The organism is Parafrigoribacterium humi, assembly GCF_040227205.1.
Classification (GTDB): Bacteria; Actinomycetota; Actinomycetes; order Actinomycetales; family Microbacteriaceae; genus Parafrigoribacterium_A; species Parafrigoribacterium_A humi.
In genome coordinates this window covers 1-24,765 of sequence record NZ_JBELOA010000007.1, presented here as the reverse complement: position 1 = coordinate 24,765, position 24,765 = coordinate 1, and the positions used below count along the sequence as shown (strand labels likewise).

22 protein-coding genes are annotated in these 24,765 nt (G+C 67.5%); 16 read left to right on the top strand and 6 right to left on the bottom strand.

From position 1 onward, the window contains the following. Positions 1-82: 82 nt before the first annotated feature. Positions 83-1,099, top strand: coding sequence for an iron-siderophore ABC transporter substrate-binding protein (locus ABUA28_RS11130; protein WP_349904249.1), 1,017 nt, complete (start codon positions 83-85; stop codon positions 1,097-1,099). A 100-nt stretch (positions 1,100-1,199) separates the two neighbouring features. Here the strand turns inward: ABUA28_RS11130 and ABUA28_RS11125 are convergent, their stop codons facing one another. The 3 genes from ABUA28_RS11125 to ABUA28_RS11115 all read right to left on the bottom strand — a co-directional run bounded on the left by ABUA28_RS11125 (position 1,200) and on the right by ABUA28_RS11115 (position 4,139). Beyond that, complete coding sequence (locus tag ABUA28_RS11125; RefSeq protein WP_349904248.1) at positions 1,200-1,997, bottom strand: ABC transporter ATP-binding protein; 798 nt, start codon at positions 1,995-1,997, stop codon at positions 1,200-1,202. Beyond that, the gene (locus ABUA28_RS11120; protein WP_407075442.1) at positions 1,994-3,061 is read right to left on the bottom strand and encodes a putative F420-0 ABC transporter permease subunit; all 1,068 of its coding nucleotides are present in this window, start codon (positions 3,059-3,061) and stop codon (positions 1,994-1,996) included. The genes ABUA28_RS11125 and ABUA28_RS11120 overlap by 4 nt, the downstream gene beginning before the upstream one ends. A 70-nt stretch (positions 3,062-3,131) precedes the next feature. Next, positions 3,132-4,139, bottom strand: coding sequence for a putative F420-0 ABC transporter substrate-binding protein (locus ABUA28_RS11115; protein ID WP_349904246.1), 1,008 nt, complete (start codon positions 4,137-4,139; stop codon positions 3,132-3,134). Between the two features lie 435 nt (positions 4,140-4,574). Between ABUA28_RS11115 and ABUA28_RS11110 the strand changes: the two genes are divergently transcribed. The 4 genes from ABUA28_RS11110 (at position 4,575) to ABUA28_RS11095 (ending at position 9,190) form a co-directional block, all read left to right on the top strand. Then, on the top strand, positions 4,575-5,621 hold the full coding sequence (locus tag ABUA28_RS11110; protein ID WP_349904245.1) for a methionine ABC transporter ATP-binding protein: 1,047 nt from the start codon (positions 4,575-4,577) through the stop codon (positions 5,619-5,621). Continuing rightward, entirely contained in the window at positions 5,618-6,391 is a 774-nt protein-coding gene (locus tag ABUA28_RS11105; protein WP_349904244.1) for a methionine ABC transporter permease, read from the top strand. The genes ABUA28_RS11110 and ABUA28_RS11105 overlap by 4 nt, the downstream gene beginning before the upstream one ends. Positions 6,392-6,446: 55 nt before the next feature. Beyond that, positions 6,447-7,370 carry a MetQ/NlpA family ABC transporter substrate-binding protein gene (locus ABUA28_RS11100; RefSeq protein ID WP_349904243.1) on the top strand — a complete coding sequence of 308 codons (924 nt, stop codon included), beginning with the start codon at positions 6,447-6,449 and terminating at the stop codon, positions 7,368-7,370. 200 nt (positions 7,371-7,570) lie between these two features. After that, positions 7,571-9,190, top strand: a complete 1,620-nt coding sequence (locus ABUA28_RS11095; protein WP_349904242.1) for an MFS transporter — start codon at positions 7,571-7,573, stop codon at positions 9,188-9,190. Between the two features lie 207 nt (positions 9,191-9,397). On the opposite strand, the gene ABUA28_RS11090 is transcribed toward ABUA28_RS11095, so the two are convergent. Further along, positions 9,398-9,796: a VOC family protein gene (locus ABUA28_RS11090; protein ID WP_349904241.1), complete on the bottom strand. Its 399-nt coding sequence runs from the start codon at positions 9,794-9,796 to the stop codon at positions 9,398-9,400. A gap of 112 nt (positions 9,797-9,908) precedes the next feature. Between ABUA28_RS11090 and ABUA28_RS11085 the strand changes: the two genes are divergently transcribed. Next, positions 9,909-10,085 carry a hypothetical protein gene (locus tag ABUA28_RS11085; RefSeq protein WP_349904240.1) on the top strand — a complete coding sequence of 59 codons (177 nt, stop codon included), beginning with the start codon at positions 9,909-9,911 and terminating at the stop codon, positions 10,083-10,085. A gap of 56 nt (positions 10,086-10,141) precedes the next feature. Here the strand turns inward: ABUA28_RS11085 and ABUA28_RS11080 are convergent, their stop codons facing one another. After that, a complete protein-coding gene (locus ABUA28_RS11080; protein WP_349904239.1) occupies positions 10,142-11,467 on the bottom strand; it encodes an aminotransferase-like domain-containing protein in 1,326 nt (441 codons plus the stop codon). A gap of 132 nt (positions 11,468-11,599) precedes the next feature. Here ABUA28_RS11080 and ABUA28_RS11075 point away from each other — a divergent pair, with 132 nt between their 5' ends. The 10 genes from ABUA28_RS11075 (at position 11,600) to ABUA28_RS11030 (ending at position 24,381) form a co-directional block, all read left to right on the top strand. After that, positions 11,600-12,448 carry a nitrilase-related carbon-nitrogen hydrolase gene (locus ABUA28_RS11075; RefSeq protein WP_349904238.1) on the top strand — a complete coding sequence of 283 codons (849 nt, stop codon included), beginning with the start codon at positions 11,600-11,602 and terminating at the stop codon, positions 12,446-12,448. Beyond that, on the top strand, positions 12,448-13,884 hold the full coding sequence (gene hydA, locus ABUA28_RS11070; protein WP_349904237.1) for a dihydropyrimidinase: 1,437 nt from the start codon (positions 12,448-12,450) through the stop codon (positions 13,882-13,884). Before ABUA28_RS11075 ends, hydA begins: the two co-directional genes overlap by 1 nt. A 61-nt stretch (positions 13,885-13,945) precedes the next feature. Further along, positions 13,946-14,962, top strand: coding sequence for a TIGR03842 family LLM class F420-dependent oxidoreductase (locus ABUA28_RS11065; protein ID WP_349904236.1), 1,017 nt, complete (start codon positions 13,946-13,948; stop codon positions 14,960-14,962). Positions 14,963-15,005: 43 nt separating this feature from the next. Further along, positions 15,006-16,328: an aspartate aminotransferase family protein gene (locus ABUA28_RS11060; protein ID WP_349904235.1), complete on the top strand. Its 1,323-nt coding sequence runs from the start codon at positions 15,006-15,008 to the stop codon at positions 16,326-16,328. A 59-nt stretch (positions 16,329-16,387) separates the two neighbouring features. Next, positions 16,388-16,939: a YceD family protein gene (locus tag ABUA28_RS11055; protein ID WP_349904234.1), complete on the top strand. Its 552-nt coding sequence runs from the start codon at positions 16,388-16,390 to the stop codon at positions 16,937-16,939. Between the two features lie 2 nt (positions 16,940-16,941). After that, entirely contained in the window at positions 16,942-17,145 is a 204-nt protein-coding gene (rpmF, locus tag ABUA28_RS11050) for a 50S ribosomal protein L32 (RefSeq protein ID WP_349904233.1), read from the top strand. A 29-nt stretch (positions 17,146-17,174) separates the two neighbouring features. Further along, complete coding sequence (rnc, locus tag ABUA28_RS11045; protein WP_349904232.1) at positions 17,175-17,879, top strand: ribonuclease III; 705 nt, start codon at positions 17,175-17,177, stop codon at positions 17,877-17,879. Between the two features lie 5 nt (positions 17,880-17,884). After that, positions 17,885-18,955, top strand: a complete 1,071-nt coding sequence (mutM, locus tag ABUA28_RS11040; protein WP_349904231.1) for a bifunctional DNA-formamidopyrimidine glycosylase/DNA-(apurinic or apyrimidinic site) lyase — start codon at positions 17,885-17,887, stop codon at positions 18,953-18,955. Between the two features lie 285 nt (positions 18,956-19,240). Beyond that, positions 19,241-22,927, top strand: a complete 3,687-nt coding sequence (locus ABUA28_RS11035; RefSeq protein WP_349904357.1) for an AAA family ATPase — start codon at positions 19,241-19,243, stop codon at positions 22,925-22,927. A 197-nt stretch (positions 22,928-23,124) separates the two neighbouring features. Beyond that, positions 23,125-24,381 (top strand): MFS transporter, encoded by a 1,257-nt coding sequence (locus tag ABUA28_RS11030; RefSeq protein WP_349904230.1) that lies wholly within the window; start codon positions 23,125-23,127, stop codon positions 24,379-24,381. On the opposite strand, the gene ABUA28_RS11025 is transcribed toward ABUA28_RS11030, so the two are convergent. After that, a partial coding sequence (locus tag ABUA28_RS11025) for a transposase (RefSeq protein WP_349904229.1) occupies positions 24,368-24,765 on the bottom strand: 398 nt, incomplete at its 5' end. The genes ABUA28_RS11030 and ABUA28_RS11025 overlap by 14 nt on opposite strands.

The window sequence follows — 24,765 nt, the reverse complement described above, 5'->3', positions numbered from 1 at the left end:
GCGGTCACGGTGGTTTGCCGATCTCCGGCCAGTCGCTATAGTTAGGTGAGCCTTACCTAATAGACATCCTCTTGGAGCCCCCGTGCAGCTACGCCCACGTCTTCTTTTCGCCACCATCGTCGCGGTGGTTCTCGCCCCGGTTCTCGCACTCAGCGGGTGCGCAGCCGCCGACACAGCGGCGCCCGCGGCGAAGGGAGCCACCATAGCGAACGCCTTTGGCGAGACGACTGTTCCTGCCCACCCGAAGCGCGTCGTCACGCTCGGCTGGGGCAGCAGTGAGGCCGCTCTCGCTCTCGGCGTCGTGCCCGTCGCGATGGAGAAGAAGGCGTACGGCGGCGACAAGAACGGCGTGCTGCCGTGGATCGCGGCCAAACTCAAACAGCTCGGTGTGAAGACCCCGACCATGATCACCGAGACCAAGGAGGCACCGGCATACGAGGAGATCATCGCGGCCAAGCCCGACCTCATCCTCGCCACATACTCCGGCATCACCAAGGCCCAGTACACGCTGCTCAGCAACATCGCGCCCACCGTTGCCTACCCCGACAAGCCGTGGTCTACCCCGTGGAAAGACGTGATCTCCATCGACGCCAAGGCGCTCGGCAAGACGGCGCAGGCGGGGACCGTGCTCGACGGAATCGACAAGACGCTCGCGAAGGAAGCCGCGGCACATCCGGAGCTCAAGGGCAAGTCGGTTGCCGTGGTGTGGGATGTCTCCGGAACCTTCTACGTCTACCGCCCGGCCGACTCCCGCGTGAGCTTCCTCTTCGACCTCGGACTCACGAGCGCACCGGCCGTCGAGCAACTGGCCAGCGGCGACTCGCCGTTCTTCTACACGCTCAGCTACGAGGAGCTCGACAAGCTGAAGAGCGACATCCTCGTGAGCTTCGCGAACACCGATGCGGATGCCGCGACCTTCCTCGCGCAGAGCTACGCCCAGGCGATTCCCGCGGTGAAGACCGGTGCCGTCGCCTCCATCACGGGCGTGCCGCTCATCTCCGCGGTCTCTCCGCCCACCGCGCTCTCGCTCACCTGGGGCCTCGACCAGTACGTGGCGAAGCTGTCGGCGGCGGCCAAGGTGGTAGACGCGGCCCAGTAGCTCAGGGTCGTCGGGGATCGCACCAAAGGCTCCGCCCATAGAGGCCCACCACGCCCCGGTTTCGGCGCGATCCCCGACGACGGTACTTGGTGGCACAGGGTCAATCGGTGGCACTGAACGCGATCACGGGGCGACCCGTCGCGGGGTTGCGCAGCACGTCCGCACGCACGCCGTAGACCTCGCCGATGAGCTCTGGCGTAAGCACCGCCTCGGTTGCACCCGCGGCGAACACGGTTCCCCGACGCAGCACGATCACGTGATCGCAGTAGGCGGCGGCGTGGTTGAGGTCGTGCAGCGCGGCGAGCACCGTCATCGCGTCGGCGCGTTCGGTGAGCGAGCGGATGAGTGCCAGCGTCGACAGCTGCGCACTGATGTCGAGGTGGTTGGTCGGCTCGTCCAGCAGCAGCAACCGCGGCTCCTGCGCGAGCGCCTTGGCGAGCATCACCCGTTGCCGCTCTCCGCCCGAGAGACTTACGAACAGGCGGTCCGCAAACGGATCGAGCCCGGTCGAGGCGAGCACCGAGCCGACGACCGCCGCGTCATCGGCCGAGTCATCGCCCCACAGCGACTGGTACGGGGTGCGCCCGAGGGCGATCACCTGCCGCACGGTGAGGGCGAGTTCGGTCGACGCCTCCTGCTCGACGAAGCCGATGGTGCGCGCTCGCTGCCGGCGGGGCATCCCGTGCAGGTCGTCGCCGCCGAAGCGCACGCTGCCGCCCTGGGTCCGCTCGATCCCGGCCAGCACCGCGAGCAGCGTCGACTTGCCCGCGCCGTTCGGACCGAGCAGCGCGGAGAAGGTGCCCGCGGCGACCGTGCAGTCGACACCGTCGATGATGAGTGTGCCGTCGATGCGGATGTCGACCCGGCTCGCGTCGAGCCCGCCCGTCTCGGCCGTCACGAGTCTGCCCGCCGCTTCGCCAGGAGGAACGCGAACACCGGAGCGCCGATGAGCGCGGTGACGATGCCAACCGGCAGCTCGCGCGGGTCGAAGACGGTGCGGGCCAGGGTGTCGGCCCAGACCAGGAAGATGCCGCCGACGAGCGCGGAGAGCGGCAGCAGCGCGCGATGCCGCGGGCCGACGAGCAGGCGTACGGCATGGGGCAGCACGAGGCCGACGAAGCCGATCGAGCCGCTCACCGAGACCATCGCGCCGGTGAGCAGCGCGGTGATGGTGAGCAGCACCCAGCGTGATCGCTGTACGTTGATGCCGAGCGAGGCGGCGGAGACGTCACCGAAGGCGAAGGCGTCGAGCGTGCGGCCGCTCAGCAGGATCGGCACACCGGCTATCAGGATGGCCGCGAACGCGATCCCCACCTCCGGCCAGCGGGCGCCCGCGAGTGACCCGAGCAGCCAGTTGAGGATCTCGCGATAGGAATCCCCGGTCACCGTCCAGAAGATCACGAGGCTCGTGATCGCGGACGCGAGGGCAGAGACCGCGATCCCGGCGAGCACGGTGCGCGACGGCGTGATCCGCCCGAGCGAGTTGGCGAGCAGCAGCGTCACACCGAGCGCGAGCATCGCCCCGATGAATGCGGCGACCGGCAGCAGCACGGATGCGCCGAGCAGCAGCACGGCAACGGCACCGAGCGACGCACCGGATGACAGCCCGAGCAGATACGGATCGGCCAGCGGGTTACGCGTGACGGCCTGCATCACGGCGCCACTCACCGCGAGTCCTGCGCCCACCGCCGCGGCCGTGAGCACCCGCGGCAGGCGCAGTTGCCAGACGATCCCGTCTCGCAGTTCGGGCAGCGGGCTCGCGCCGAGACCGAGGTGGTGGGCCACAGACCCCCACACCTCCGCCGGTGTGATGTTTGTCGGGCCGACGGTGATCGCGAGCGTGATCGAGGCGACGAGCAGCACCACGAGCACGACGGCGACCACGGTCACTCGTGTTGCCGCTGGTCGAGTACGCCGCGACGAAGGAGCAGCCGTATCGAGACCGGAACGTGGTGCAGTCATTGGCGATAACTCTTCCACGTGGCGGTCTCGATACGCGCGTTCCGCGCTACTCGACCAGCGAAGCGTGCCCTCACCCGAGCTTCAGCTCTCGAAGCTGCTTGGCGACATCCGCTGCGGCGTCCACCGTGCGCACCCCGGCCTCGCTCGCCGGGAACGGCACGATCACGTAGCGGTGGTTCTTCACCGCATCGAGCGCCGCAGTGGCCGGGTTGCTCTCGAGCACACCGATTTTCTTCTGCACGGTGCTCCACGAGGCGTCGACGAGCACGATCACGTCGGGGTTCGCGGCGATCACGGACTCCCAGTTGTACGAGGTCCAGGTCTGCTTCACCGACGCCGCGATGTTCGTGAGCCCCGCGGTCTTCATGATGAGCTCCGGGGCGCCGATGCCCGCACCGACGTAGGGCACAGAGGAGCCGGAGGAGAACCACAGGGCGGTGAGCCCCCGCTTGTCCGGCACGATCGACGCGAGCGTCTTCTTCTGGCTCGCGATGAGCTTCGCCGGGCTGACATGGAAGATCGCGGCGACCTGGTCGATCTCGTCGAAGATGTCGGTGAAGCTCAGCTTCCTGGGCTGGAACGCCGACTCCTGGCAGGCTGCGGGGGAGACGTAGGTCTTGATGCCGAGCGCCTGCAGGTCTGCCCGATTGCCCGCGCCGTCTGCGGAGAAGTTCGACTCCCAGCCCGCGTAGACGAGCTCGGGGGATGCCGCGAGCACGACCTCCTGCGACGGCACCTTTTCGGAGAGCACGGGCAACTTCGCGGCGGCCTTCTCCCACTTCGCGGGCACCGGCCCGTCTTGGAACGCGGTGCCGACGATACGATCGCCGAGCCCCAGGGCAAGCAGCATCTCGGTCGAGGTGGACTTGATCGTGATGACCCGCTTCGGCGCGGCGCCGCTGAAGTCGACGGTTGTGCCGCAGTTGTCGACGGTGAGGGTGGAGGCAGACGGATGCGGCGCCTGTGCCGCAGCGGTCGGCGCGCAGCCCACGAGAGCGAGGGTCGCAAGCGCGGCGATGGCGAGGACGCCGCCGCGACGCCCACGGAGGCGGGCGGGACGGAAGGAACGGACTGACACGGGACTCCTGGGGGTGGGTATGGCTGTGATCATCCGTGGGCGCCACTGGCCGACGGGAGACCTGCCGCCCCAGATCCGGGGCCTGCGCACCGCACCACATCCGGCGCGGGGGTCCGTCTGTCGATTCTACGCGTGCGGCCCATCGTGCGTCCGCAGCGCGGCCGCCGGGCGGCCTCCACGTCGGCATCGCGCTCGACGCTGCACCTCCGGAATGAAGGAGTTTTTCGTCGAATGACTGCCGGTGAAGGAGGTTTTGGCCGCGCAGGATCAGAATCTCCTTCATTTCTGTCGGGGCGGATTCTGCGGCGAACCGTAACGAGAAGTAACGCTTCGACACGTCGCGAAACCCGAATATGGCCGCGATCGCGGCGACCCTAGGCTCGCTCCAGACCACAGCGAACAGCGCAGGGTCACGATGACGCGAAGCGGAGCAGCATGATCAGCCTCGAGAAGCTCACGAAGGTCTACGGGCACGGTGCCGAGCGCACGGTCGTGCTCGACGAGCTCGACTTCAGCGTGGCCGCGGGCGAGATCTTCGCCGTCGTCGGACCGAGCGGGGCGGGCAAGAGCACGCTCGCGCAGTGCGTCAATCTGCTTGAGCGCCCCACCTCCGGATCGGTCATCGTCAACGGTGAGAACCTCTCGACCCTGAAGGAGAGTCAGCTTCGCGTCGCCCGCCGCCGCATCGGGACTATCTTCCAGTCCGACGGGCTGTTCAGCCGTCGCACCGCGGCCGAGAACGTCGCGCTTCCGCTCGACTACCTCGGGGTGACCGCGGCGGAGTCCCGACGCCGGGTGGCAGAGCTCCTCGACCGGGTCGGCCTCTCCAATCGAGCCGGACACTATCCGCATCAGCTCTCCGGCGGGCAGCGCCAGCGGGTCGGCATCGCGCGGGCGCTTGCCCTGCGGCCGTCTGTGCTGCTCTCCGACGAAGCGACCTCTGGCCTCGACCCCGAGTCGACCGCCTCGATCGTCACGCTCCTGAAGGAACTGCGAGGTGACCTCGGCTTGTCGATCCTGTTCATCACGCACGAGATGGACACGGTGCTGCAGGTCGCGGACTCCGCGGCGAGGCTTGAGCGCGGGCGCATCGTCGAGTCCGGAACCATCGTGGAACTGCTGCGCGACCCGCTCTCGGTCCTCGGGCGCTCGCTGCACCCCGCGCGGGCTCACGCACCGGCCGAGCCCGGCGAATCGTCCTGGTTGCTCGACTACTCCTCGGCGTCGGTTCCCGCCGACTGGCTCGTGCGGATGTCCGAACAACTGGCGAGTCCCGTGCGGCTGCTGGGGGCGTCCATCGAGACCGTGGGCGGGGAGACCGTGGGCAACGCGAGCATCGGAGTCTCCGGTGTGGATGCCGCGCGCATCCGTGCGGTCGCGGCGAGGCTGGGCCTGACCGTGCGCGCCGCCGCACACGACGCGCACGACGCGGATGCGGCCGCCGACGAGCGCGACGCCGACTCCCTGGAGCGTGTCGCGTGAGCCTCCTCGCTGCCGCGCCGGCACTCGGGGGCCAGGTCCGCCTCGGCAACGAGGTGCCACTCGACCAGATTCCGGCGCTCGTGTTCCCCGCACTGGGCGACACCCTCATCATGGTCGGCATCGTCATGGCGATCGTGGTGACCCTGGGCATCCCGCTCGGCGCCCTCATCCACAACCTCGGTCCGGACGGCCTGGTCGAGAACCGACCGCTGCACACCGTGCTGAGCTGGGTCGTGAGCGTCGGCCGGTCGCTGCCGTTCCTGATCCTGATGGCGGCGATCGTGCCGTTCACGCGATTCATCACCGGGACCAACATCGGCATTCCCGCGGCCGTCGTGCCGATGTCGATCGCGGGTACCGCCTTCTTCACACGGATCGTCGAGAACTCGCTGCGGAGCGTGCCCGCCGCGTTCGTGCGCGTCGCGCGGGCCTCAGGGGCATCGCGGCTTCAGATCGTGCGCACAGCCCAGCTGAGCGAAGCGGTCCCCTCAATCATCGGCGGCATCACCATCAACACGATCGCGATGATCGAGTACTCCGCGATCGCGGGCACGATCGGTGCGGGCGGGATCGGCTATGTCGCGGTCACCTACGGCTATCAGCGCTTCGACCACGCCGTCATGCTCGCCACGATCGTGATCCTCGTCGGCACGGTCGCGCTCGTGCAGTTCACCGGCGATCGCCTCGTCGCGTTCACGACCCCGCGCATCCGCACCGCAGCCTCTCGCGGGGCGCCACGCGCTCGGGCCGCCGAGACGATCGACGCCTGAGCCGCCCGAGCCCCCCTTTCACCTCACCACCACAGCACACGACAGGAGCACAACCATGTCCACAGGTCCAGACATCACCCCCGCCGAGAGCGGCCAGAACAGCGAGCTCGGATTCGAGTTGAAGAAGCGCAGGCGCTGGCCGTGGGTGGCGGGCGCGGTCGTGGTGGTGGTCGCCGTGGCCGCGGCCATCGTCATCCCGATCCTCAATCCCACGAAGTCCGCGGATGCCGTGGCCGGCGCGACCCTGTATGTCGCCACCGCTGAGGGCAACGCCTCCGAGCAGGCGCTCGTGAACTTCGTCGCAGCGAAGGTCGCGCCGAAGTACGGCATCAAGGTCGCCTTCAAGGGGCTCTCCGACAGCAACACGATCAATCGCGCCGTGAGTGACGGCGAGGTCGCGGGCACCGTCTACCAGCACAAACTCTGGCTCGGGCAGGTGCTCCAGGCGAACCCCGACTTCAAGGAGACCGCGGCGACGCCCGTGTTCCGCTGGGGCTTCGGGCTCTGGTCGCAGAAGTACAAGAACGTGAAAGACATCCCCGATGGCGCGACCATCTCGCTCTACTCTGACCCCGCCAACGAGGCGCAGGGCCTCTGGGTGCTCGAGAACGCCGGACTCATCACTCTGAAGCCGGGAACGACGAAGGGGGACGCGACGCAGGACGACATCGCCTCGAACCCGAAGCACCTGAAGTTCACCCTGCTCGACTTTGCCGCGCAGTCGCGGTCGCTGCCCGACCTGGACGCCGCGGTCGGCTACACCGAGTACTACCTCGCTGCGAAGATCCCGCTCTCGCAGCAGATCTTCGCTCCCCAGGCTCCCGACGAGTTCGCTGGTCAGCTCACGGTGGGCACGAAGTACTTGAAGACCTCCAACATCCGCAGGCTCATCGCGGCGTTCAAGGACCCGGCCGTGCAGAAGTTCCTCGCCACAGACCCCACGGTGAAGGGCATCCTGCTCCCGCTCGACGCGAAGTAGCCCGGCCGATCGTTGGCGATTTCCGCCCTAAAACCCACCTTTTAGGGCGGAAATCGCCAACAATCCTGCTTCGGGGGGGGGGGGGAGCAAACCTTTGATTGATGCCTGGGGCGTGATCGCGTTCGTACTCTGAGGTGTGTTCCGGCGACCACGGTGTCTGACGTAACTGAGCCGGCCGGAACCGGCAGGGAGGTCATCCGATGACAGCAGGGGAGCCAGGCACAGAACAACTCGGCATAGAACGCAGGTCCGGCGGGCGCAGCCGCTGGATCGGACTCGGGGTGCTCGCGGCTGGCCTGTCGATGATCGTGCTCGACGGAACCATCGTCGGAGTGGCACTCCCTGTGCTCATCACAGACCTGAAACTCGACCTCAATGAGGCGCAGTGGGTCAACGGCATCTACTCCGTGGTCTTCGCGGCACTGCTTCTCACAGCTGGTCGACTCGGCGACCGGCTCGGCAGGCGTCGGATGTTCGTAGTCGGCATCCTGGTGTTCATGGCAGGAAGCCTGCTCGCGGCCCTGTCCGGCGGCGCCTCCTCGCTCATCCTGGCGAGGGTCGTGCAGGGCGTCGGCGGAGCGTTCATCCTGCCCGCGACGCTCTCCACGGTGAACGCGACCTTCCGCGGGCGCGACCGCGCCGTCGCCTTCGGTGTCTGGGGTGCCGTGATCTCGGGGGTTGCGGCATTCGGTCCGCTCCTCGGGGGCTGGCTGACGACCGACTTCGGCTGGCAGTGGATCTTCATGGTCAATCTGCCCTTCGGTGCGCTTGTGCTCGTTGGCGCCTTCCTCACCGTGAAGGAGACCAGAACGAAGATCACCGCGCCCGGGCTCGATGTCGATGGTCTCCTGCTGAGCGCGATCGGGTTCGGCGCGCTCGTCTTCGCCATGATCGAGGGCCGCACCATCGGCTGGTGGACGCCGAAGGCAGAGCTGAACATCTTCGGCTGGGTGTGGCCGGTATCCGCCCCCATCTCGCCCATCCCGATCGTCGGTGCGATCGGTATCGCGGCGCTCGCGCTGTTCGTGATCTGGGAGCGGCACCGCGGGCGCAACGGCCGCTCCGGCATCCTCGACCTGAGGCTGTTCTCCGTTCCCACCTTCACCTGGGGCAACCTCACCGCGCTCTGCGTGGCGACCGGCGAGTTCGGCCTGCTCTTCGTTCTTCCCCTGTTCATCGTCAACGCAATGGGGCTCACGACGCTTGGGGCGGGTCTCGTCCTGGCCGCAATGGGGTTTGGCGCCTTCCTCTCGGGCGCCTCAGCCCGTCACCTGTCGGAACGGCTTGGAGCGACCACTGTCGTCATCGTGGGGCTCAGCCTGGAAGTGGTTGGCATCGTCACGGTGGCATTGCTGCTGTCATCGACCGTTTCGTCGTGGCTGCTCGCGGTGCTCCTGGTCGTTTACGGCGTGGGTCTCGGGCTGGCTTCGGCCCAGCTCACCGGCACGGTGCTCGCAGACATTCCGACCGAACAGTCCGGGCAGGGTTCTGCGACACAGAGCACTGTGCGCCAGCTCGATACGGTGCACGGGCTCCCGCCCACACAGTCGCAGCAGCTTGCCCAGTCCACGACGGATTCCGCGGGAGGCACCATCGCGCCGCTCCGCGCTCAGGGCACGACGGGCAGGCTCGGTACTGCAGGCCCTGCCGTGGCAGACGCGCTGGCGAGCGGTGTTGCGGATGCGACGCGAGTGTCGCTCTTCTCCGCTGCGGGGTTCCTCGTGCTCGGACTGGGATTCGCGTTCGCGCTCCGCGCCCGCAGTCGCTCGGCTCACAATAGTCAGCGCGCGCCCACAACGCAGGACATCGCAGCAAAATGAGCCCGTGGGAGCACCGCGCGGCCATTTCCGTCACGATCTCCTGCGTTTTGTGCACACCGGCGACGCTGACCGCGGTCTCTCGGCAAACTCCTAGCCTGCTATCGAGCTCCGTCCAGTCGGCAGCGGAATGCTGTCAGGCAGAGAGAGTCCCCAACACAATTGCCCGGCCGTCGCGGAATACCGCGGCGGTCGGATGTGTGTGCGGGCTTAGCGGGGACGGCTCCACCAGAACTCGAGCTGGATGTTGTCGGGGTCGCGGAAGACGAGCGCCGCGCCGTTGGGGGTGTCCTCGGCGGGGGAGTGCACGACCCCCATCGACGCGAGCCTCTCCTGCCAGGCGTCGAGATCGGCGCGCTCCGCTACGCTGAACCCGATGTGGTCGAGTCCCACGTTCCTGTCATCGAAGCGTGCGAGCGGGATGACCGTGTGCTGGTTGAGGCCGATGATCAGTCCCGTCGCCTCGTGCTGCAGCACGATCATGATGCGGTTGTCCAGGTCGGCGCGGCGAAGGCGCGTAAGACCCAGCGTCTCGCTGTACCAGCGCGCGCTCGCCTCCGCATCCGACACTGAAAAGTCGATGTGCGATGGCAGGCCGAAGGCAGGCATGTTTTCTCCTCTGTACTCATTTTCTGTGGCCAGTCACCAGCGTATGACTCCGCGGTGCCTCCTCGTGGTGGTCGCTGCGATTCGGGAGCCGGGCTGCCGCTAGCGTTGCCGGATGGATACTCAAACATTCACCACCGGCGGCACCGCATGGCTCGCCCTCGCTCTCGTCAATGCGGGTCTGGCCGAGCAGAAGAATCGTTCTCGCTGGATCTGGTTTCTGGTGTCGCTGATCCTCGGGCCGGTCGCCACGTTCTTCATCGTCGTGTGGCGCAAGGGCGGCGAGTACTGAGCCAGCGTTTATCTGAGCCAGCGCGCGCGTAAGCCAGTGCTCGAGTAAGCCAGTGCTCAGGCACGCACCGCTTCGGCCAGTTGCGCGGCGACCGCATCGAAGTCGCCGCGCACGAACCCCGCGGTCACGCGGATGAAGTTGCCGCCCGACGTCGCGAGGAACGGCGTGCCCGCCGCGACCCGGATGCCCGCGGCGGCCAGCTGCACGACCGCTGACCGCTCGTCCCGCACCTCGAGCCACGTGTTGACCCCGTCGGCAACCGGCACGTGCACGTCGTGCGCGGCCAGGGCATCCGCGAGTCGTCGCTGCCTGGCGCGATAGACACGCCTCGCGTCGCTGACCTCCGAGACCGAGGTCGAGTTCGTGAGCAGATCGAGCAGGATCGTCTGCAGCATGCGCGAGGTCCAGCCCGGTCCGAGAATGCGGCGCGAGACAAGCTGGTCGATGAGCTCGGTCGGGCCCCCGAGCGCCGCGATCCTCAAATCGGGTCCGTGCGACTTCGAGAAGCTGCGGATGTGCAGCACCTGATCCGGAAGCCAGGTGCCGAGGCTCACGTCTCTTGTGGCCGAGATCTCGCCGGAATGGTCGTCCTCGATAATCACGACATCGCTCGAGATTCGGCTGGTGCGGATGACGCGGGCCAGTTCCTGAGCCCGCGCGCGGGTGAGCGAACGCCCGGTCGGGTTCTGCGCCCGCGGCTGCAGCGCGATCACGGACGGTCGCAGCCGCAGGGCCTCGGCCAGCGCATCCGGCCTCATTCCGTCCTCGTCGAGCGCGACGGGAACCCGCACCGCGCCGACGTGCTCAAGCAGGTCGAAGATCGGCGGAAATCCGGGGTCCTCGACGATCACGCGGTCGCCGAATCGCACGACCATGTCGAGCGCGCGCGAGATCGCATCCATTGCCCCGTTGACCACGGTGACGGCCTCGACTTCGTAGGGCCAGCGGTCGCGCAGCACGGTCTCGAGCTCGGGGATGACCGGCTCGTCGAGGTAGCTGATCGTGGCCGCGCGCATGGAGACCCTCGAGAGCGCGGGGCCGAGGGCGGGCAGCAGCACCGGATCCGGCGTGCCCGTGGAGAGGTCGAGTTTGGTCGCCTCGAGCTGGCCCGCGAGCCCGCGGAAGCGCGGCGGAAGCCAGCGCCTGGGGGTCGCGCGCACGAAGCTGCCACTGCGGCCGCGGGACACGATGAGGCCCACCTCTGAAAGCGCCTGCCACGCGTGACTGACCGTCGCAGGACTGATCCGGAGGTCTGCGGCGAGCTCGCGAACGGTAGGCAGGCGGTCGCCAGGGGCGAGGTCTCCCGAGCTGATCATGCGCGCGATCGTGGTCGCAATGCCCTGCGGAGTGGGCTCTTCCACCTCGGGTGCAACAGGCTTCATCGCGTGTCCAAACGGTAGGGGATTGAACTGTGCGCAAACACCATCTATGTTTGCGCCAAGGTCGTTAACACGAATACCACAGAAATGTTTACGACGCAAAATAACAAAACGAGTGCACCAATGGAGGTACACATGACCGTCGTACGAGCCGCAGTGACCCAGACAACCTGGACGGGCGACAAGGAATCGATGATCGCGAAGCACGAGCAACTCGCTCGGGATGCTGCCGCCCAGGGCGCCCAGGTCATCTGCTTCCAGGAGCTCTTCTACGGTCCGTACTTCGGCATCATCGAAGACGCCAAGTACTACGACTACGCGGAGTCCGTGCCCGGCCCGACGGTCGAGAGGTTCCAGGCGCTCGCGAAGGAACTGAACATGGTCATCGTGCTCCCCGTCTACGAGGAAGAGATGCCGGGCGTCTACTACAACACGGCAGCGGTGATCGACGCCGACGGCAGCTACCTCGGCAAGTACCGCAAGCACCACATCCCAAACCTTCCGCAGTTCTGGGAGAAGTTCTACTTCCGCCCGGGCAACCTCGGCTACCCGGTCTTCGACACCGCGGTCGGCAAGGTCGGCGTCTACATCTGCTACGACCGGCACTTCCCGGAGGGATGGCGTGAGCTCGGCCTGAACGGTGCGCAGATCGTCTTCAATCCCTCGGCCACCAAGCCCGGCCTGTCCAACCGGCTGTGGGAGCTCGAGCAGCCGGCGGCCGCGGCGGCCAACCAGTACTACATCGGAGCCAACAACCGCATCGGCACCGAGAGCGAGGAGTTCGGGGATGAAGCGGTCACCTTCTACGGTCGCTCCTACTTCGTCGACCCGCGCGGCAACTACGTCGGCGACGTCGCGAGCGAGGACCAGACTGAGATCGTCGTGCGTGACCTCGACCTCGACGTGCTGCGGGAGGTGCGCAACGCCTGGCAGTTCTACCGCGATCGTCGGCCGGAATCCTATGAGGCGACGGTGGCCCCGTAATGACAAAGACACTCATCGCGAACGGGACGGTCGTCAACGCGACAGGTGCAGCTCTCGCCGACGTGCTCATCGACGGTGAGACCATCGCCGCGGTGCTCGCGCCCGGCTCGACGCTGCTCGGCTTCGACCTCGCGTCAAACGTTGACACCGTGATCGACGCGAAGGGCAAGTACGTCATCCCGGGCGGCGTCGACGCACACACCCACATGGAAATGCCCTTCGGCGGCACCAACGCGAGCGACACCTTCGAGACGGGAACGCGGGCCGCGGCGCACGGCGGCACGACGAGCATCGTCGACTTCATCGTGCAGTACCCCGACCAGAACATCCTCGACCAGTACCGGCTGTGGCACGAGAAGGCCGCGGGCAACTGCGCGATCGACTATGGGTTCCACCAGATCCTGTCCGACGTTCAGGATGCGTCGCTCACCGCGATGGACGAGCTCATCGAGGAGGGCGTGTCGAGCTTCAAGCTCTTCATGGCCTACAAGGGCGTGTTCCTCTCGGACGACGGACAGATCCTTCGCGCCTTCCAGAAGGGTGCCAGCAACGGCGCTCTCATGATGATGCACGCCGAGAACGGCGGCATGATCGACGTGCTCGTCAAGCAGGCGATCGACGCGGGCAACACCTCTCCCTACTACCACGGGCTCACCCGTCCATGGCAGGCGGAGGAGGAGGCCACTCACCGCGCCATCATGATCGCCAATCTCACCGGCGCCCCGCTCTACGTCGTGCACGTGAGCGCGAAGCAGGCGGTGGAGCAGATCGCCACCGCGCGCGACAACGGCCAGAACGTCTTCGGCGAGACCTGCCCGCAGTACCTCTACCTCTCGCTCGAGGAGCAACTCGGAGCGCAGGGCAAGGAATGGGGCTCGTTCGAGGGGGCGAAGTGGGTGTGCTCGACGCCGCTGCGCTCGCGCGAGGAGGGGCACCAGCACCACATGTGGCAGTCGCTGCGCACCAACGACATCCAGATGGTCTCCACCGATCACTGCCCGTTCTGCATGAAGGGCCAGAAAGACATGGGGTTGAACGACTTCTCCAAGATCCCGAACGGGATCGGCTCGGTCGAGCACCGCATGGACCTCATGTACCAGGGTGTCGTCGACGGTCATATCTCGCTCTCGCGCTGGGTGGAGCTCACCTCCACGACCCCGGCGCGGATGTTCGGGATGTACGGCAAGAAGGGCGTCATCCAGCCCGGTGCAGACGGCGACGTGGTGATCTACGACCCGAACGGGCACACCTCGATCGGCATGGGCAAGACCCACCACATGAACATGGACTACTCCGCCTGGGAGGGCTTCGAGATCGACGGCCACGTCGACACGGTCATCTCCCGCGGCAAGGTCATCGTCGATCGAAACGAGTACCTCGGCACCAAGGGCGATGGCAAGTACTTCAAGCGCGGCCTCAGCCAGTACCTGATCTGACCATCGTTGGTCGAGTAGGCCGCCCGCGGCCGTATCGAGACCTTCCGACAGAAAGCACAGCATGGATTTCGGAGCAGTACTCCAGACCAACCCACCGGCGTCTCGCACGGTCGCCCTCGCCAAGCTCGCGGAGCAGCAGGGATTCGATTACGTGTGGACCTTTGACTCGCACCTGCTCTGGCAGGAGCCGTACGTGATCTACAGCCAGATTCTGGCCGAGACGCACAAGGTGAAGGTCGGGCCCATGGTCACGAACCCGGCCACCCGCGACTGGACGGTCACGGCATCCCTCTACGCAACCCTCAATGAGATGTACGGCAACCGCACGATCTGCGGCATCGGCCGGGGTGACTCGGCCGTGCGCGTGACGAACGGCGCGCCCACGACGCTGAAGACGCTGCGCGAGGCCATCCACGTCATCCGTGAGCTCGCGAACAGCAGGAGCGTCGAGTACAACGGCGCGACCCTGCAGTTTCCGTGGAGCACGGGGAGCGAACTCGACATCTGGGTCGCGGCCTACGGCCCGCTCGCGCTCAAGCTCGCGGGCGAGGTGGGCGACGGGTTCATCCTGCAGCTCGCCGATCTCGACATCGCCGAGTGGATGATCAAGACCGTCAGGAACGCCGCGGAGGCCGCGGGGCGCGACCCGCTCTCGGTCAAGTTCTGCGTCGCCGCACCCATGTATATAGGGACGGATGTCGCCCACATGCGCGACCAGTGCCGCTGGTTCGGCGGCATGGTCGGCAACCACGTCGCGGACATCGTGGCCAAGTACGGCTCCGACGGCGCCGTGCCGAAGGCGCTCACCGACTACATCAAGGCCCGCGAGGGCTACGACTACAACGAGCACGGCCTCGCGGGCAACACCCACACCGACTTCGTTCCGGATGAGATCGTCGACCGGTTCTGCCTGCTCGGCACCGCAGAGCAGCAGATCGGGAAGCTCACAGCACTCAAGGAGCTGGGCGTCGACCAGTTCGCCGGATACCTCCAGCACGACAACAAGGAAGAGACGCTGCGGGTCTACGGCGAGACCGTAATCCCCGCGCTGCGCGACCACATCCTCGCCAAGGCCTGAACCATTGCACTTCCACCGCACCACCTGAGAAAAAGGAACCAGTATGAGCACCATCTCTGACCCCGCGGAAGGCATCCTCGCCTACGAGCTGGATCGCGCACACGTCTTCCACTCCTGGTCCGCGCAGGGGGCACTGAAGCCCTTTGTCGTGGCCGGCGCGCTCGGCAGCACGGTGTGGGACTACGACGGCAAGGAATATCTCGACTTTTCGAGCCAGCTCGTGAACATGAACATCGGGCACCAGCATCCGAAGGTCATCGAGGCGATCAAGGCGCAGGCCGAGGTCCTCACGATGATCGCGCCCGCGCACGCCAACATCGCGCGCGGCGAGGCCGCCCAGCGCATCCTCGACAAGGCGGGGCGCCCGTTCAACAAGGTCTTCTTCACCAACGGCGGTGCGGATGCCAACGAGAACGCGATCAGGATGGCCCGCCTCGTCACTGGTCGCGACACAATTCTGTCGCAGTACCGTTCGTACCACGGCAACACCGGCGCGGCGATCGGGGCGACGGGAGACTGGCGCCGTATACCCAACCAGTTTTCGCGCGGACACGTGCACTTCTTCGGTCCGTTCGCGTACCACTCCGAGTTCTGGTCTGACTCGCCCGAGCAGGAGTCCGAGCGCGCGCTGCATCACCTCGAGCGCGTGATCCAGGCCGAGGGCGCCGCGTCCATCGCGGCGCTCCTGATCGAGACCATTCCGGGCACCGCAGGCGTGCTCGTGCCGCCGCCCGGGTATCTCGCTGGCGTGCGCGCGCTCGCCGACAAGTACGGCATCCTGCTCATCCTCGACGAGGTCATGGCCGGGTTCGGGCGCACGGGGGAGTGGTTCGCGTTCAAGGGCTTCGATGTCGTCCCCGACCTCGTGACCTTCGCCAAGGGCGTCAACTCCGGCTACGTGCCGGCGGGCGGCGTGATCATCTCCGAGTCGATCGCGAACAAGTTCAACGACGAAGTCTTCCCGGGCGGGCTCACCTACTCCGGGCATCCGCTCGCCATGGCCGCCATCGTCGCGACCCTCGACGCGATGGATGAGGAAGGCATCGTCGACAATGCGCGCGCGATGGGCGAGGACCACATCGGGCCCGGCCTGCGCGCTCTCGCGGCCAGGCATCCGATGATCGGGGAGGTGCGCGGACTCGGCGTGTTCTGGGCGCTCGACCTGGTCGAGGATGCCGCGAGCCACGCCCCCGTCTCCGGCGCGATCATCGCGCGGCTCAAGAGCGAGCTCATGGAGCGCGGACTGCTGCCGTTCGCCTCGGAGAACCGCATCCACGTCGTGCCTCCGTGCGTCGTCACGGCGGACGAGGTCGCCCGTGCCCTCGCCATCTACGACGAGGCCTTCACCGCGGTGGAGAGCGACTGAGCCAGGTCGGGTAGGCTTCTTCGGTGCCACATCCAGCAAAGACTCCGTACACGATCGACGTGTATGACCTTCTGCACCGCCCGGGCGAGATGCGCGAGCGCACGCTCTCCGTGACCGTTCCGGACGACCTGGGCACCGAGATCATCGCCGTGAAGGCCGGCAGCGTGCTCACCGCTGAGCTGCGATTGGAGTCGCTGCACGACGGCATCCTGGTCAGCGCGGACGTCAGCGGCGCGGCATCCGGTGAGTGCGTGCGCTGCCTCATCGGCCTCGAACAACCGGTCGAAGTCGAAATCCAGGAGCTTTTCGCGTATTCTGAGGACGAAGCTTTCGACTACGCGGTTCAGGTCGACACGATAGATCTTGAACCCGTTATCAGGGATGCGGTGGTGTTGTCGCTACCGTTCCAACCGGTCTGTCAAGATGATTGCCTCGGCCTGTGCCCGGAGTGTGGGGTGCGGCTGCTCGACAATCCGGGTCACGAGCATGAAGCGCCCGTCGATCCCCGCTGGGCCGCACTTGCCGGGCTCGAGGGTCTGGGCGGCGAAGGCAGCACCCAAGAAGAAGATGTAGCTGGTACCGGTACCGGTACCACAGAAGAGAAGAGATAGCCATGGCAGTACCCAAGCGCAAAATGTCGCGCGCGAGCACCCGTGCCCGTCGCGCGCAGTGGAAGGCAACCCCTCCCACCCTGGTGAAGACCATCGAGGGTGGCAAGGTCACCTACAGCCTCCCGCACCGCGCGAGGGTCGTCGAAGACTCCGTTGGCACGCCGTTGTACCTCGAGTACAAGGGCCGCAAGGTAGCCGACGTATAACCCGTCATGTGACAGGGCGGGGGTGAAGTGTGTCCGGTAGCGAATACGCCGTGGGCCAGCTTGCCGCCGAGCTCTCGATCGATATCAGCCCCGAGCTTCTCGAGCTGGCGCTGACCCACCGCTCTTTCGCGTACGAAAACGGCGGTGTCGCGCACAACGAACGCCTCGAGTTCCTCGGCGACTCGATTCTCGGGCAGGCCGTGACGGTCATGCTCTACACGACGAATCCGCACCTCGACGAGGGCGAGCTTGCCAAGCGCAGGGCGAGTCTCGTGAGCAGTGTTGCGCTCGCGGAGGTCGCGCGCACCATCGGACTCGGGCGATTCATCCGTCTCGGCCGCGGAGAAGAGCTCACCGGTGGTCGCGACAAGTCGTCGATCCTGGCCGACACCGTCGAAGCGGTGATCGGCGCCGCCTACCTCGACGCGGGCGGCGAGGCCGCGACGGATCTCGTGCTGCGCCTGATCATGCCGCTCATGGACAACCCGGAGCGCTTCGGCGCCGCGATGGATCCCAAGACGAGCCTGCAGGAGCTGGCCGCAACGCTGGGGCGTGGCGTTCCCAGCTACGTCGTCACGGACTCCGGCCCGGACCACTCCAAGAGGTTCCGCGCCGTGGTGGTGCTCGGCAAGGAGGAGATCGCCTCCGGCGAGGGCACGAGCAAGAAGCAGGCCGAGATGGCCGCCGCACTCGACGCCTGGACGCTTCTGCAGCCTTCCTCGCCCCAGGCCTGAGCCGGATGCCGGAGCTTCCGGAGGTCGAGGTCGTGCGCGCCGGGCTCGCGCCCGTCGTGCACGACGCGACCGTGGCATCCGTCACCGTCTTCGACGAGCGTTCGCTGCGCCGTCACCCCGGTCCGAGCGAGGACTTCATCGACCGACTCACCGGCCGCACCTTCTCCTCGGCGGTGCGCCGGGGCAAGTTCCTGTGGCTGCCGCTCGAACCGCCGCCCTCCGAGCGTGTGCTTTCGGAAATTCAGGACAATGGTGCGACTTCCGCCACCGATGCGGTGCGACACGCGGTGACGGCTGACCAGAGTCCTGAATTCCCAACGGAGGCGCTCGTCGTGCACCTGGGGATGAGCGGGCAGGTGTTGCTGCGCGCGCCCGGAGCTCCGGATGACCGGCTCACCCGCATCCGCATCGAGCTGTCGACGCCCGCCCACGGCCCCCTGCTGATGAACTTCGCCGACCAACGAATCTTCGGCTCGATGGCGATCGACGAGCTGGTTCCGACACCGGACGGGCAGCCCGGCGGGTACAGCGGCGTGCCGGTGGCCGAACTTGTCGAGACCCCATCGACGTTATCGCTTCAGAAGGTCTCGACAAGCTCGACCACCGACTCCGCCGCCCTCGTGCCCCGCAGCGTCTCGCACATCGCCCGCGACCCGCTCGATCCCGCTTTCGACGAGGGGCGGTTCTTCGCCGCCCTCTCCACGCGCCGCACGGGCATCAAGCGCGCACTGCTCGACCAGGGCCTGATCAGCGGAATCGGCAACATCTACGCGGATGAGGCGCTCTGGTCCGCGCGCGTTCACTACGAGCAACAGACCAACACCCTGAGTCGTGCGAGGGCGAAACTGCTGCTCGCGGAGGTGCGGGCGGTGTTGGCGAAGGCTCTGGCCGAGGGCGGCACGAGCTTCGACGCGCAATACGTCAACGTCAACGGCGCATCCGGCTACTTCTCGCACTCGCTCAACGCCTACGGCCAACAGGGCACACCGTGCCCGCGCTGCGGTCGGCCGATCGTGCGCGAGCAGTTCATGAACCGCGGCTCGCACTTCTGCCCGCACTGTCAGCGCCTGCGCTGAAGAGCTTCCCTCTGTCGGGCACGTGACGGATGTCTCACCCGCGTCCCGCCCTTTCGTAACTCCGGCAAAATGGTCCGGCACGCGATCCTTGCCGCGAGATCGCGCGGATGTCCGAGCCGAGCCGCGCATTTTGCCGGAGTTACGAAAACGGCCGAGTCGGATGCGCAACCCACCGCCCCGCGGCGCGCGGGCGCGCGTCACGCCGCCAGCGTTCCTGCGAGGTGCCACCCGCGCACTCCGGTACCGTAGACGCAGGTATTGCGCACGCGAGCGAAGGGTGGGCCGTTGTATCTCAAGAGCCTGACCCTTAAGGGGTTCAAGTCCTTCGCCCAGCCCACCACCTTCGCGTTCGAGACCGGCGTCACCTGCGTCGTCGGACCGAACGGATCTGGTAAGTCCAACGTCGTCGACGCCCTCGCCTGGGTCATGGGCGAGCAGGGGGCGAAGACCCTCCGCGGCGGCAAGATGGAAGACGTCATCTTCGCGGGCACGGCGACCAAGGGCCCGCTTGGACGCGCCGAGGTCATCCTCACGATCGACAACTCGGATGGCGCGCTTCCGATCGACTACACCGAGGTCACGATCAGCCGCACCCTGTTCCGCAACGGCGGCAGCGAGTACGCGATCAACGGCGAGAGCTGCCGGCTGCTCGACGTGCAGGAGCTGCTGAGCGACTCCGGTCTCGGCCGTGAGATGCACGTCATCGTGGGGCAGGGGCAGCTCGACGCGGTGCTGCGGGCCAGCCCCGAGGAGCGGCGCGGGTTCATCGAAGAAGCCGCGGGCATCCTGAAGCATCGTCGCCGCAAGGAGAAGACGATCCGCAAGCTCGACGCGATGCAGGCGAACCTCACCCGTCTCAGCGACCTCGCCGGGGAGATTCGCAGGCAGTTGAAGCCGCTCGGGCACCAGGCCGAGATCGCGAAGGAGGCCCAGTCGATCGCCGCGATCGTGCGGGATGCCCGCGCGCGCATCCTCGCGGACGACGTCGTCACCCTGCGCACCGCGATCACCCTGCACAGCCGCAGCGAATCCGAGCGCAAGACCGAGCGCATCGTGCTGCAGGAACAGCTCGACCAGAACAAGCTGCGCGGCCACCGCATCGAGGAGGAGCAACTCGGCGACTCGGTCGACCTCGCCCGTCGCACCGCCTTCGGGCTGGAGTCGGTGCAGGAGCGCCTGCGCAGCCTCTACACGCTCGCGAACCAGCGGCTCGCCCTGCTCGGCTCGGAGTCCGAGGTGACGGATGCGACCTCCGGCGTCTCGGAACAGACGGTAGCGGATGCCCGCGCCGAGGCCGCACGCCTGCGCGAGCAGATCGACCTCACCGAGGAGGCGTGGCAGCAGGCCCAGGCGGCAACGGCCCTCGCGCGAGCGAACCTCGACGGCCTGGACGAGCACATCGCGCAGCAAAGCGCGCTCGTCTCGCGCCACGACCTCGAGATCGCCGGGCTCACCGGCCAGGCGGAGTCCGCCGCGACGAGGCTCGCGGCCGTGCGCGGCGAGGTGCTTCGCCAGCAGAACGCTCTCGACGCGGCGATCGCCCGGCGCGAGGCCGCGCAGGCCGAGTTCGCCGAGCTCGAGGCGGATGCCGCGCTCACCGACGCGGGGGAGACCGACCTCGACGCGGCGTACGAGCTCGCGCAGTCCGAGGTGGCCGCGGCGGAGTCCGAGATCGAGCGCCTGCGCGAGGAGCTCCACACGCACGAGCGTGAGCGCGATGCCCTCGCCGGGCGCGCGAGCGCCCTCTCCCTCGCCCTCGACCAGAAGGACGGCTCGACCGCGCTCATCACGGCCAAGCTCAGGGGCATTCGTGGGCTCGTCGCCGAGCACGTGCAGGTGCGGCCGGGCTTCGAGGCGGCCATCGCCGCCGCCCTCGGATCGCTCGCCGACGCCGTGCTCGCCGACGACAGGAACGCGGGCATCGACGCGCTCGCGTCAGCCGGGGCCGCAGACATGGGCAGGGTCGAGCTGCTGCTCGCCGAAGCCGAAGAGCAGTCGCCGTCGTCGTTCGATCTGCCGAGCGGAACCGTTGCCGCCCACGAGGTCGTCACCGCGCCGTCCGGGGTCCTGGGCCTGCTCGCAGGCGTTGTGATCGCGGACGACCTCGAGGCCGCGCGGGCCGCATGGAAGACGCTGCCCACCGCATCCGATGTCACGGTCATCACGAAGTCCGGTGACGTGCTCAGTCGCTACGTGCTGCGGGGCGGCTCCGGAGCCAAGCGTTCCAGGCTCGAACTCGTCGCCGATCGGGATGCCGCGAACGAGCGGCTGGGCGAGGTCACCTCCCTCATCGAGCGGGCCCGATTCGCACTCGCGGAGCACCGCGGGGCGCTCGAACTCGCCAAGGAACAGTCCGCCCACGCGCTCGCCGCCCTGCGCGAGTTCGACTCGCAGCTCGCGGCGCGCATGGAGAAGCTCAACCGAGCTCGCGTGCAGGTGGAGGCCGCGCACGGGGAGTTCGAACGGCTCGAGCGCGCGCTCGTGCTGTCCACGGACGCCGTGACGGATGCCGCAGCAGCAGCCGAGCGCGCCACCCAGGAACTCGAGGCGGCGAAGTCCCGCCCCCGACCCATCCTCGACGTCGCTGCCCGCGACGCGCTCTTCGACGAACTGGAGAATGCCCGCGAGCTGGAGGTCGAGGCCCGCCTGCAGGTCGAGACCGCACGCGAGCGGGTGCGCGCGGAGGAGGCTCGTGCAGACGGGCTACAGCGCAGGCTCGAGGCCGAACGCGCCCAGGCGGAGGAGGCTGCGAGGCGTGCGGTCATCCGTCGTCGCCAGGTCGAGGCCGCGGAGCGCGTCGTCGCGGCGCTGCCCGCCGTGATGGATTCCGTCGATCGCTCGGTCGTCCAGGCGCGGGTCGAGCTCACGACGCGCGAGAACGACCGCGCGGCCCAGAACGAGGAACTGGCCGCCCTGCGCCGGGACGAGGCCGTGCTGCGCGAACGCCTCACCGCCGTGAGCGAGACCGTGCACGGCCTCGAGATGCAGGTCTACGAGAAGAAGCTGCAGCTCTCCTCGCTGCTCGAGCGCGCGGGCGAGGAACTCGGCCTCGTCGAAGACGTGCTCGTGGCGGAGTACGGTCCGGAGCAGCTCGTGCCTCTCGACGCCGCCCTCACCGACGCGCCCCTCCCTGCCACCTCTGCCGCCCAAATGAAGGAGTCGTCGGACGTCGTCCCCGAGATTCCGGGGGAGGAGGAGCCGCGGGAGCGCTCCACTCCTTCATTTGGGCGGGATGGCGAGAACGAGGGGGACGCGACGGATGCCGCCGACGCCGCCGAAGCACCCGATGAACCGCAGGGCGTGCGCTTCGTCCGCGCCGAACAGGAGGCCCGCCTCGCCAAGGCGGAGCGCAAGCTCGCGCAGTTGGGCCGGGTCAACCCACTCGCGCTCGAGGAGTTCGACGCGCTGGAGCAGCGGCACAAGTTCCTCACCGAGCAGCTCACCGATCTCACGAACACGCGCAAGGATCTCCTCACGATCATCGAGGAGATCGACGAGAAGATGCAGGACATCTTCGCCAGCGCCTTCGACGACACGAGGGCCGCGTTCAACGAGGTCTTCCCGATCCTGTTCCCGGGCGGCACCGGCAGCATCCACCTCACCGATCCGGAGAGCCTGCTCACGACGGGCATCGAGGTCACGGTGAAGCCCGCAGGCAAGAAGATCGAGCGCCTGTCGCTGCTCTCGGGCGGCGAGCGTTCCCTCGCCGCGGTCGCCCTGCTCATCGCGATCTTCAAGGCTCGCCCCAGCCCGTTCTACATCATGGACGAGGTCGAGGCCGCGCTCGACGACGCCAACCTCGGCCGCCTGCTCACGATCTTCGAGGACCTGCGCCAGGCATCCCAGCTCATCGTGATCACGCACCAGAAGCGCACGATGGAGATCGCGGATGCCCTCTACGGCGTCTCGATGCGGCAAGACGGGGTGAGCGCGGTCGTCGGCCAGCGCGTCGCCCACGAAGCCGCCAGCTGACCCGCGCCCGCCCGGTTCGCACCCTCCTCCACTTCCACCCTTCATTTCGTCGAGCGTGCCCGTTGGCACCGAGTGTGCTCGTTGGAACTCGATGGAATGGGCACGCTCGGCGCGAACGAGCACGCTCGGCGCGAACGAGCACGCTCGACGACGGGGCCGAGCGTGAGAGTAGGACACGGCACCCATAGACTTGCGCGATGACCGAGGTGGATGTCGTCCAGCGCAAGGTCGTGCGCACCCTCGTCATCGCCCAGATCCTCGGTGGCATCGGACTCGGCGCGACCGTGTCTGTCGGCGCGCTTCTGGCGGCTGAAGTCTCGGGATCGCCCGCCTGGTCCGGGATGGCCGCGACGATGAGCACGCTGGGTGCCGCACTGCTCGCGGTGCCACTCGCGCGGGCCGCCCAGGCCCGCGGGCGCCGGGTCGCGCTCGCGGGGGGCTCCGTTCTCGCGGCGTGCGGTGCGCTGCTCGCGGTGGTCGCTGCCGCGCTCGGATTCTTCCCGCTGCTGCTGGTCGCGCTTGCGATGGCGGGGGCGTCATCCGCCACCAACCTGCAGGCGAGATTCGCGGCGGTCGACCTGGCAGAGCCGCACAAACGGGCCCGCCAGCTGTCGGTCGTCGTCTGGTCGACCACGATCGGCGCCGTGCTCGGTCCGAACCTCATCGGGCCGGGCGAGGCGATCGGCGGCGCGATCGGGCTCCCCACCCTCACCGGTCCGTTCGTGTTCACGGTGAGCGCGCAGCTCATCGCGATGGCGGTGTACTTCGCGGGGCTGAGGCCCGACCCGCTGCTCACGGCGATGGAGCGCGCGCCGCTCGCTGCCGGCATCCGCCCCAAGCACGGCTTCGCGAGTCTTCGCGTCACTCCGGGAGCGCGCTACGCGGTCGTCGCGGTCGCGCTCAGCCACACGACGATGGTCGCGATGATGTCGATGACGCCCGTGCACCTCTATGAGCACGGCGCGACCCTCGAGATCGTGGGCTTCACCCTCAGCCTGCACATCGCCGGAATGTACGCGCTGTCTCCGATCTTCGGCTGGGCCGCCGACCGCTGGGGCCGCATGCCCGTTGTTCTCGGGGGCCAGGGCCTGTTGCTCGCGTCGCTCATTGTTGCCTGGACGCAGAGCGATTCGGATGTGTGGGTCGCCGTGAGCCTGATCCTCCTGGGCCTCGGCTGGTCGGCCTCCACCATCGCCGGGTCGACTCTCGTGGCCGAGTCGGTTCCCGTGGATGACCGCGCGGGACTGCAGGGCGTCTCCGACCTGCTGATGAACGCGACGGCCGCAGTCGGCGGTGCGCTCGCAGGTCCGGTGCTCACGCTGCTCGGATACTCGGGGCTCGGTGTCGTCTGCATGGCGCTCGTCGCCGTCGTGGTGGGCTGGACGATCGTGCGGCAGCGCGCGCTGCGCCGGGCCGTGCCGCTGGATAGTCCTATGGATGTCAAGCGGGAGTGAGGTCGGTTTTGAGGGCGTGGAAGACTTCGCGGGCGACGTAGCGTTTGAGGGCTCTGATGGTGTCGCGTTTGGAGTGTCCGGCGGCAAGCTTTTTTGCCAGGTAGGCCTTTGTGGGGGCATGGTTTTTGAAGCGTCCGATGATGATTATGTGCAGGGCGCGGTTGGCGCGGCGGTCGCCGCCTCGATGTAGTCGCATGCGATGCGTTTTCCCTGAGGAGACGGGGACGGGTGCTGCGCCGCAGAGTCTGGCGAATGCCGCGTCGGTGGGGATCCGGTCGATGTTGGCGGCCGCGGTGATCAGGAATTGTGCTGCAGTATGGGTGCCGATCCCGAACCTGGTAATCAGGGTCGGCGCGGTCGCCTCGACAAGGGCTTTCAGTTCTT

Bases quoted from the DNA above. Each gene is read 5' to 3' on its own strand.
- ABUA28_RS11080 (WP_349904239.1), bottom strand. From the start codon at position 11,467: ATGAAGCCTGTTGCACCCGAGGTGGAAGAGCCCACTCCGCAGGGCATT.
- ABUA28_RS11065 (WP_349904236.1), top strand. From the start codon at position 13,946: ATGGATTTCGGAGCAGTACTCCAGACCAACCCACCGGCGTCTCGCACG.
- ABUA28_RS11110 (WP_349904245.1), top strand. From the start codon at position 4,575: ATGATCAGCCTCGAGAAGCTCACGAAGGTCTACGGGCACGGTGCCGAG.
- ABUA28_RS11095 (WP_349904242.1), top strand. From the start codon at position 7,571: ATGACAGCAGGGGAGCCAGGCACAGAACAACTCGGCATAGAACGCAGG.
- ABUA28_RS11085 (WP_349904240.1), top strand. From the start codon at position 9,909: ATGGATACTCAAACATTCACCACCGGCGGCACCGCATGGCTCGCCCTC.
- rpmF (WP_349904233.1), top strand. From the start codon at position 16,942: ATGGCAGTACCCAAGCGCAAAATGTCGCGCGCGAGCACCCGTGCCCGT.
- ABUA28_RS11060 (WP_349904235.1), top strand. From the start codon at position 15,006: ATGAGCACCATCTCTGACCCCGCGGAAGGCATCCTCGCCTACGAGCTG.
- ABUA28_RS11100 (WP_349904243.1), top strand. From the start codon at position 6,447: ATGTCCACAGGTCCAGACATCACCCCCGCCGAGAGCGGCCAGAACAGC.
- hydA (WP_349904237.1), top strand. From the start codon at position 12,448: ATGACAAAGACACTCATCGCGAACGGGACGGTCGTCAACGCGACAGGT.
- ABUA28_RS11075 (WP_349904238.1), top strand. From the start codon at position 11,600: ATGACCGTCGTACGAGCCGCAGTGACCCAGACAACCTGGACGGGCGAC.
- ABUA28_RS11090 (WP_349904241.1), bottom strand. From the start codon at position 9,796: ATGCCTGCCTTCGGCCTGCCATCGCACATCGACTTTTCAGTGTCGGAT.
- ABUA28_RS11030 (WP_349904230.1), top strand. From the start codon at position 23,125: ATGACCGAGGTGGATGTCGTCCAGCGCAAGGTCGTGCGCACCCTCGTC.
- ABUA28_RS11120 (WP_407075442.1), bottom strand. From the start codon at position 3,061: ATGACTGCACCACGTTCCGGTCTCGATACGGCTGCTCCTTCGTCGCGG.
- mutM (WP_349904231.1), top strand. From the start codon at position 17,885: ATGCCGGAGCTTCCGGAGGTCGAGGTCGTGCGCGCCGGGCTCGCGCCC.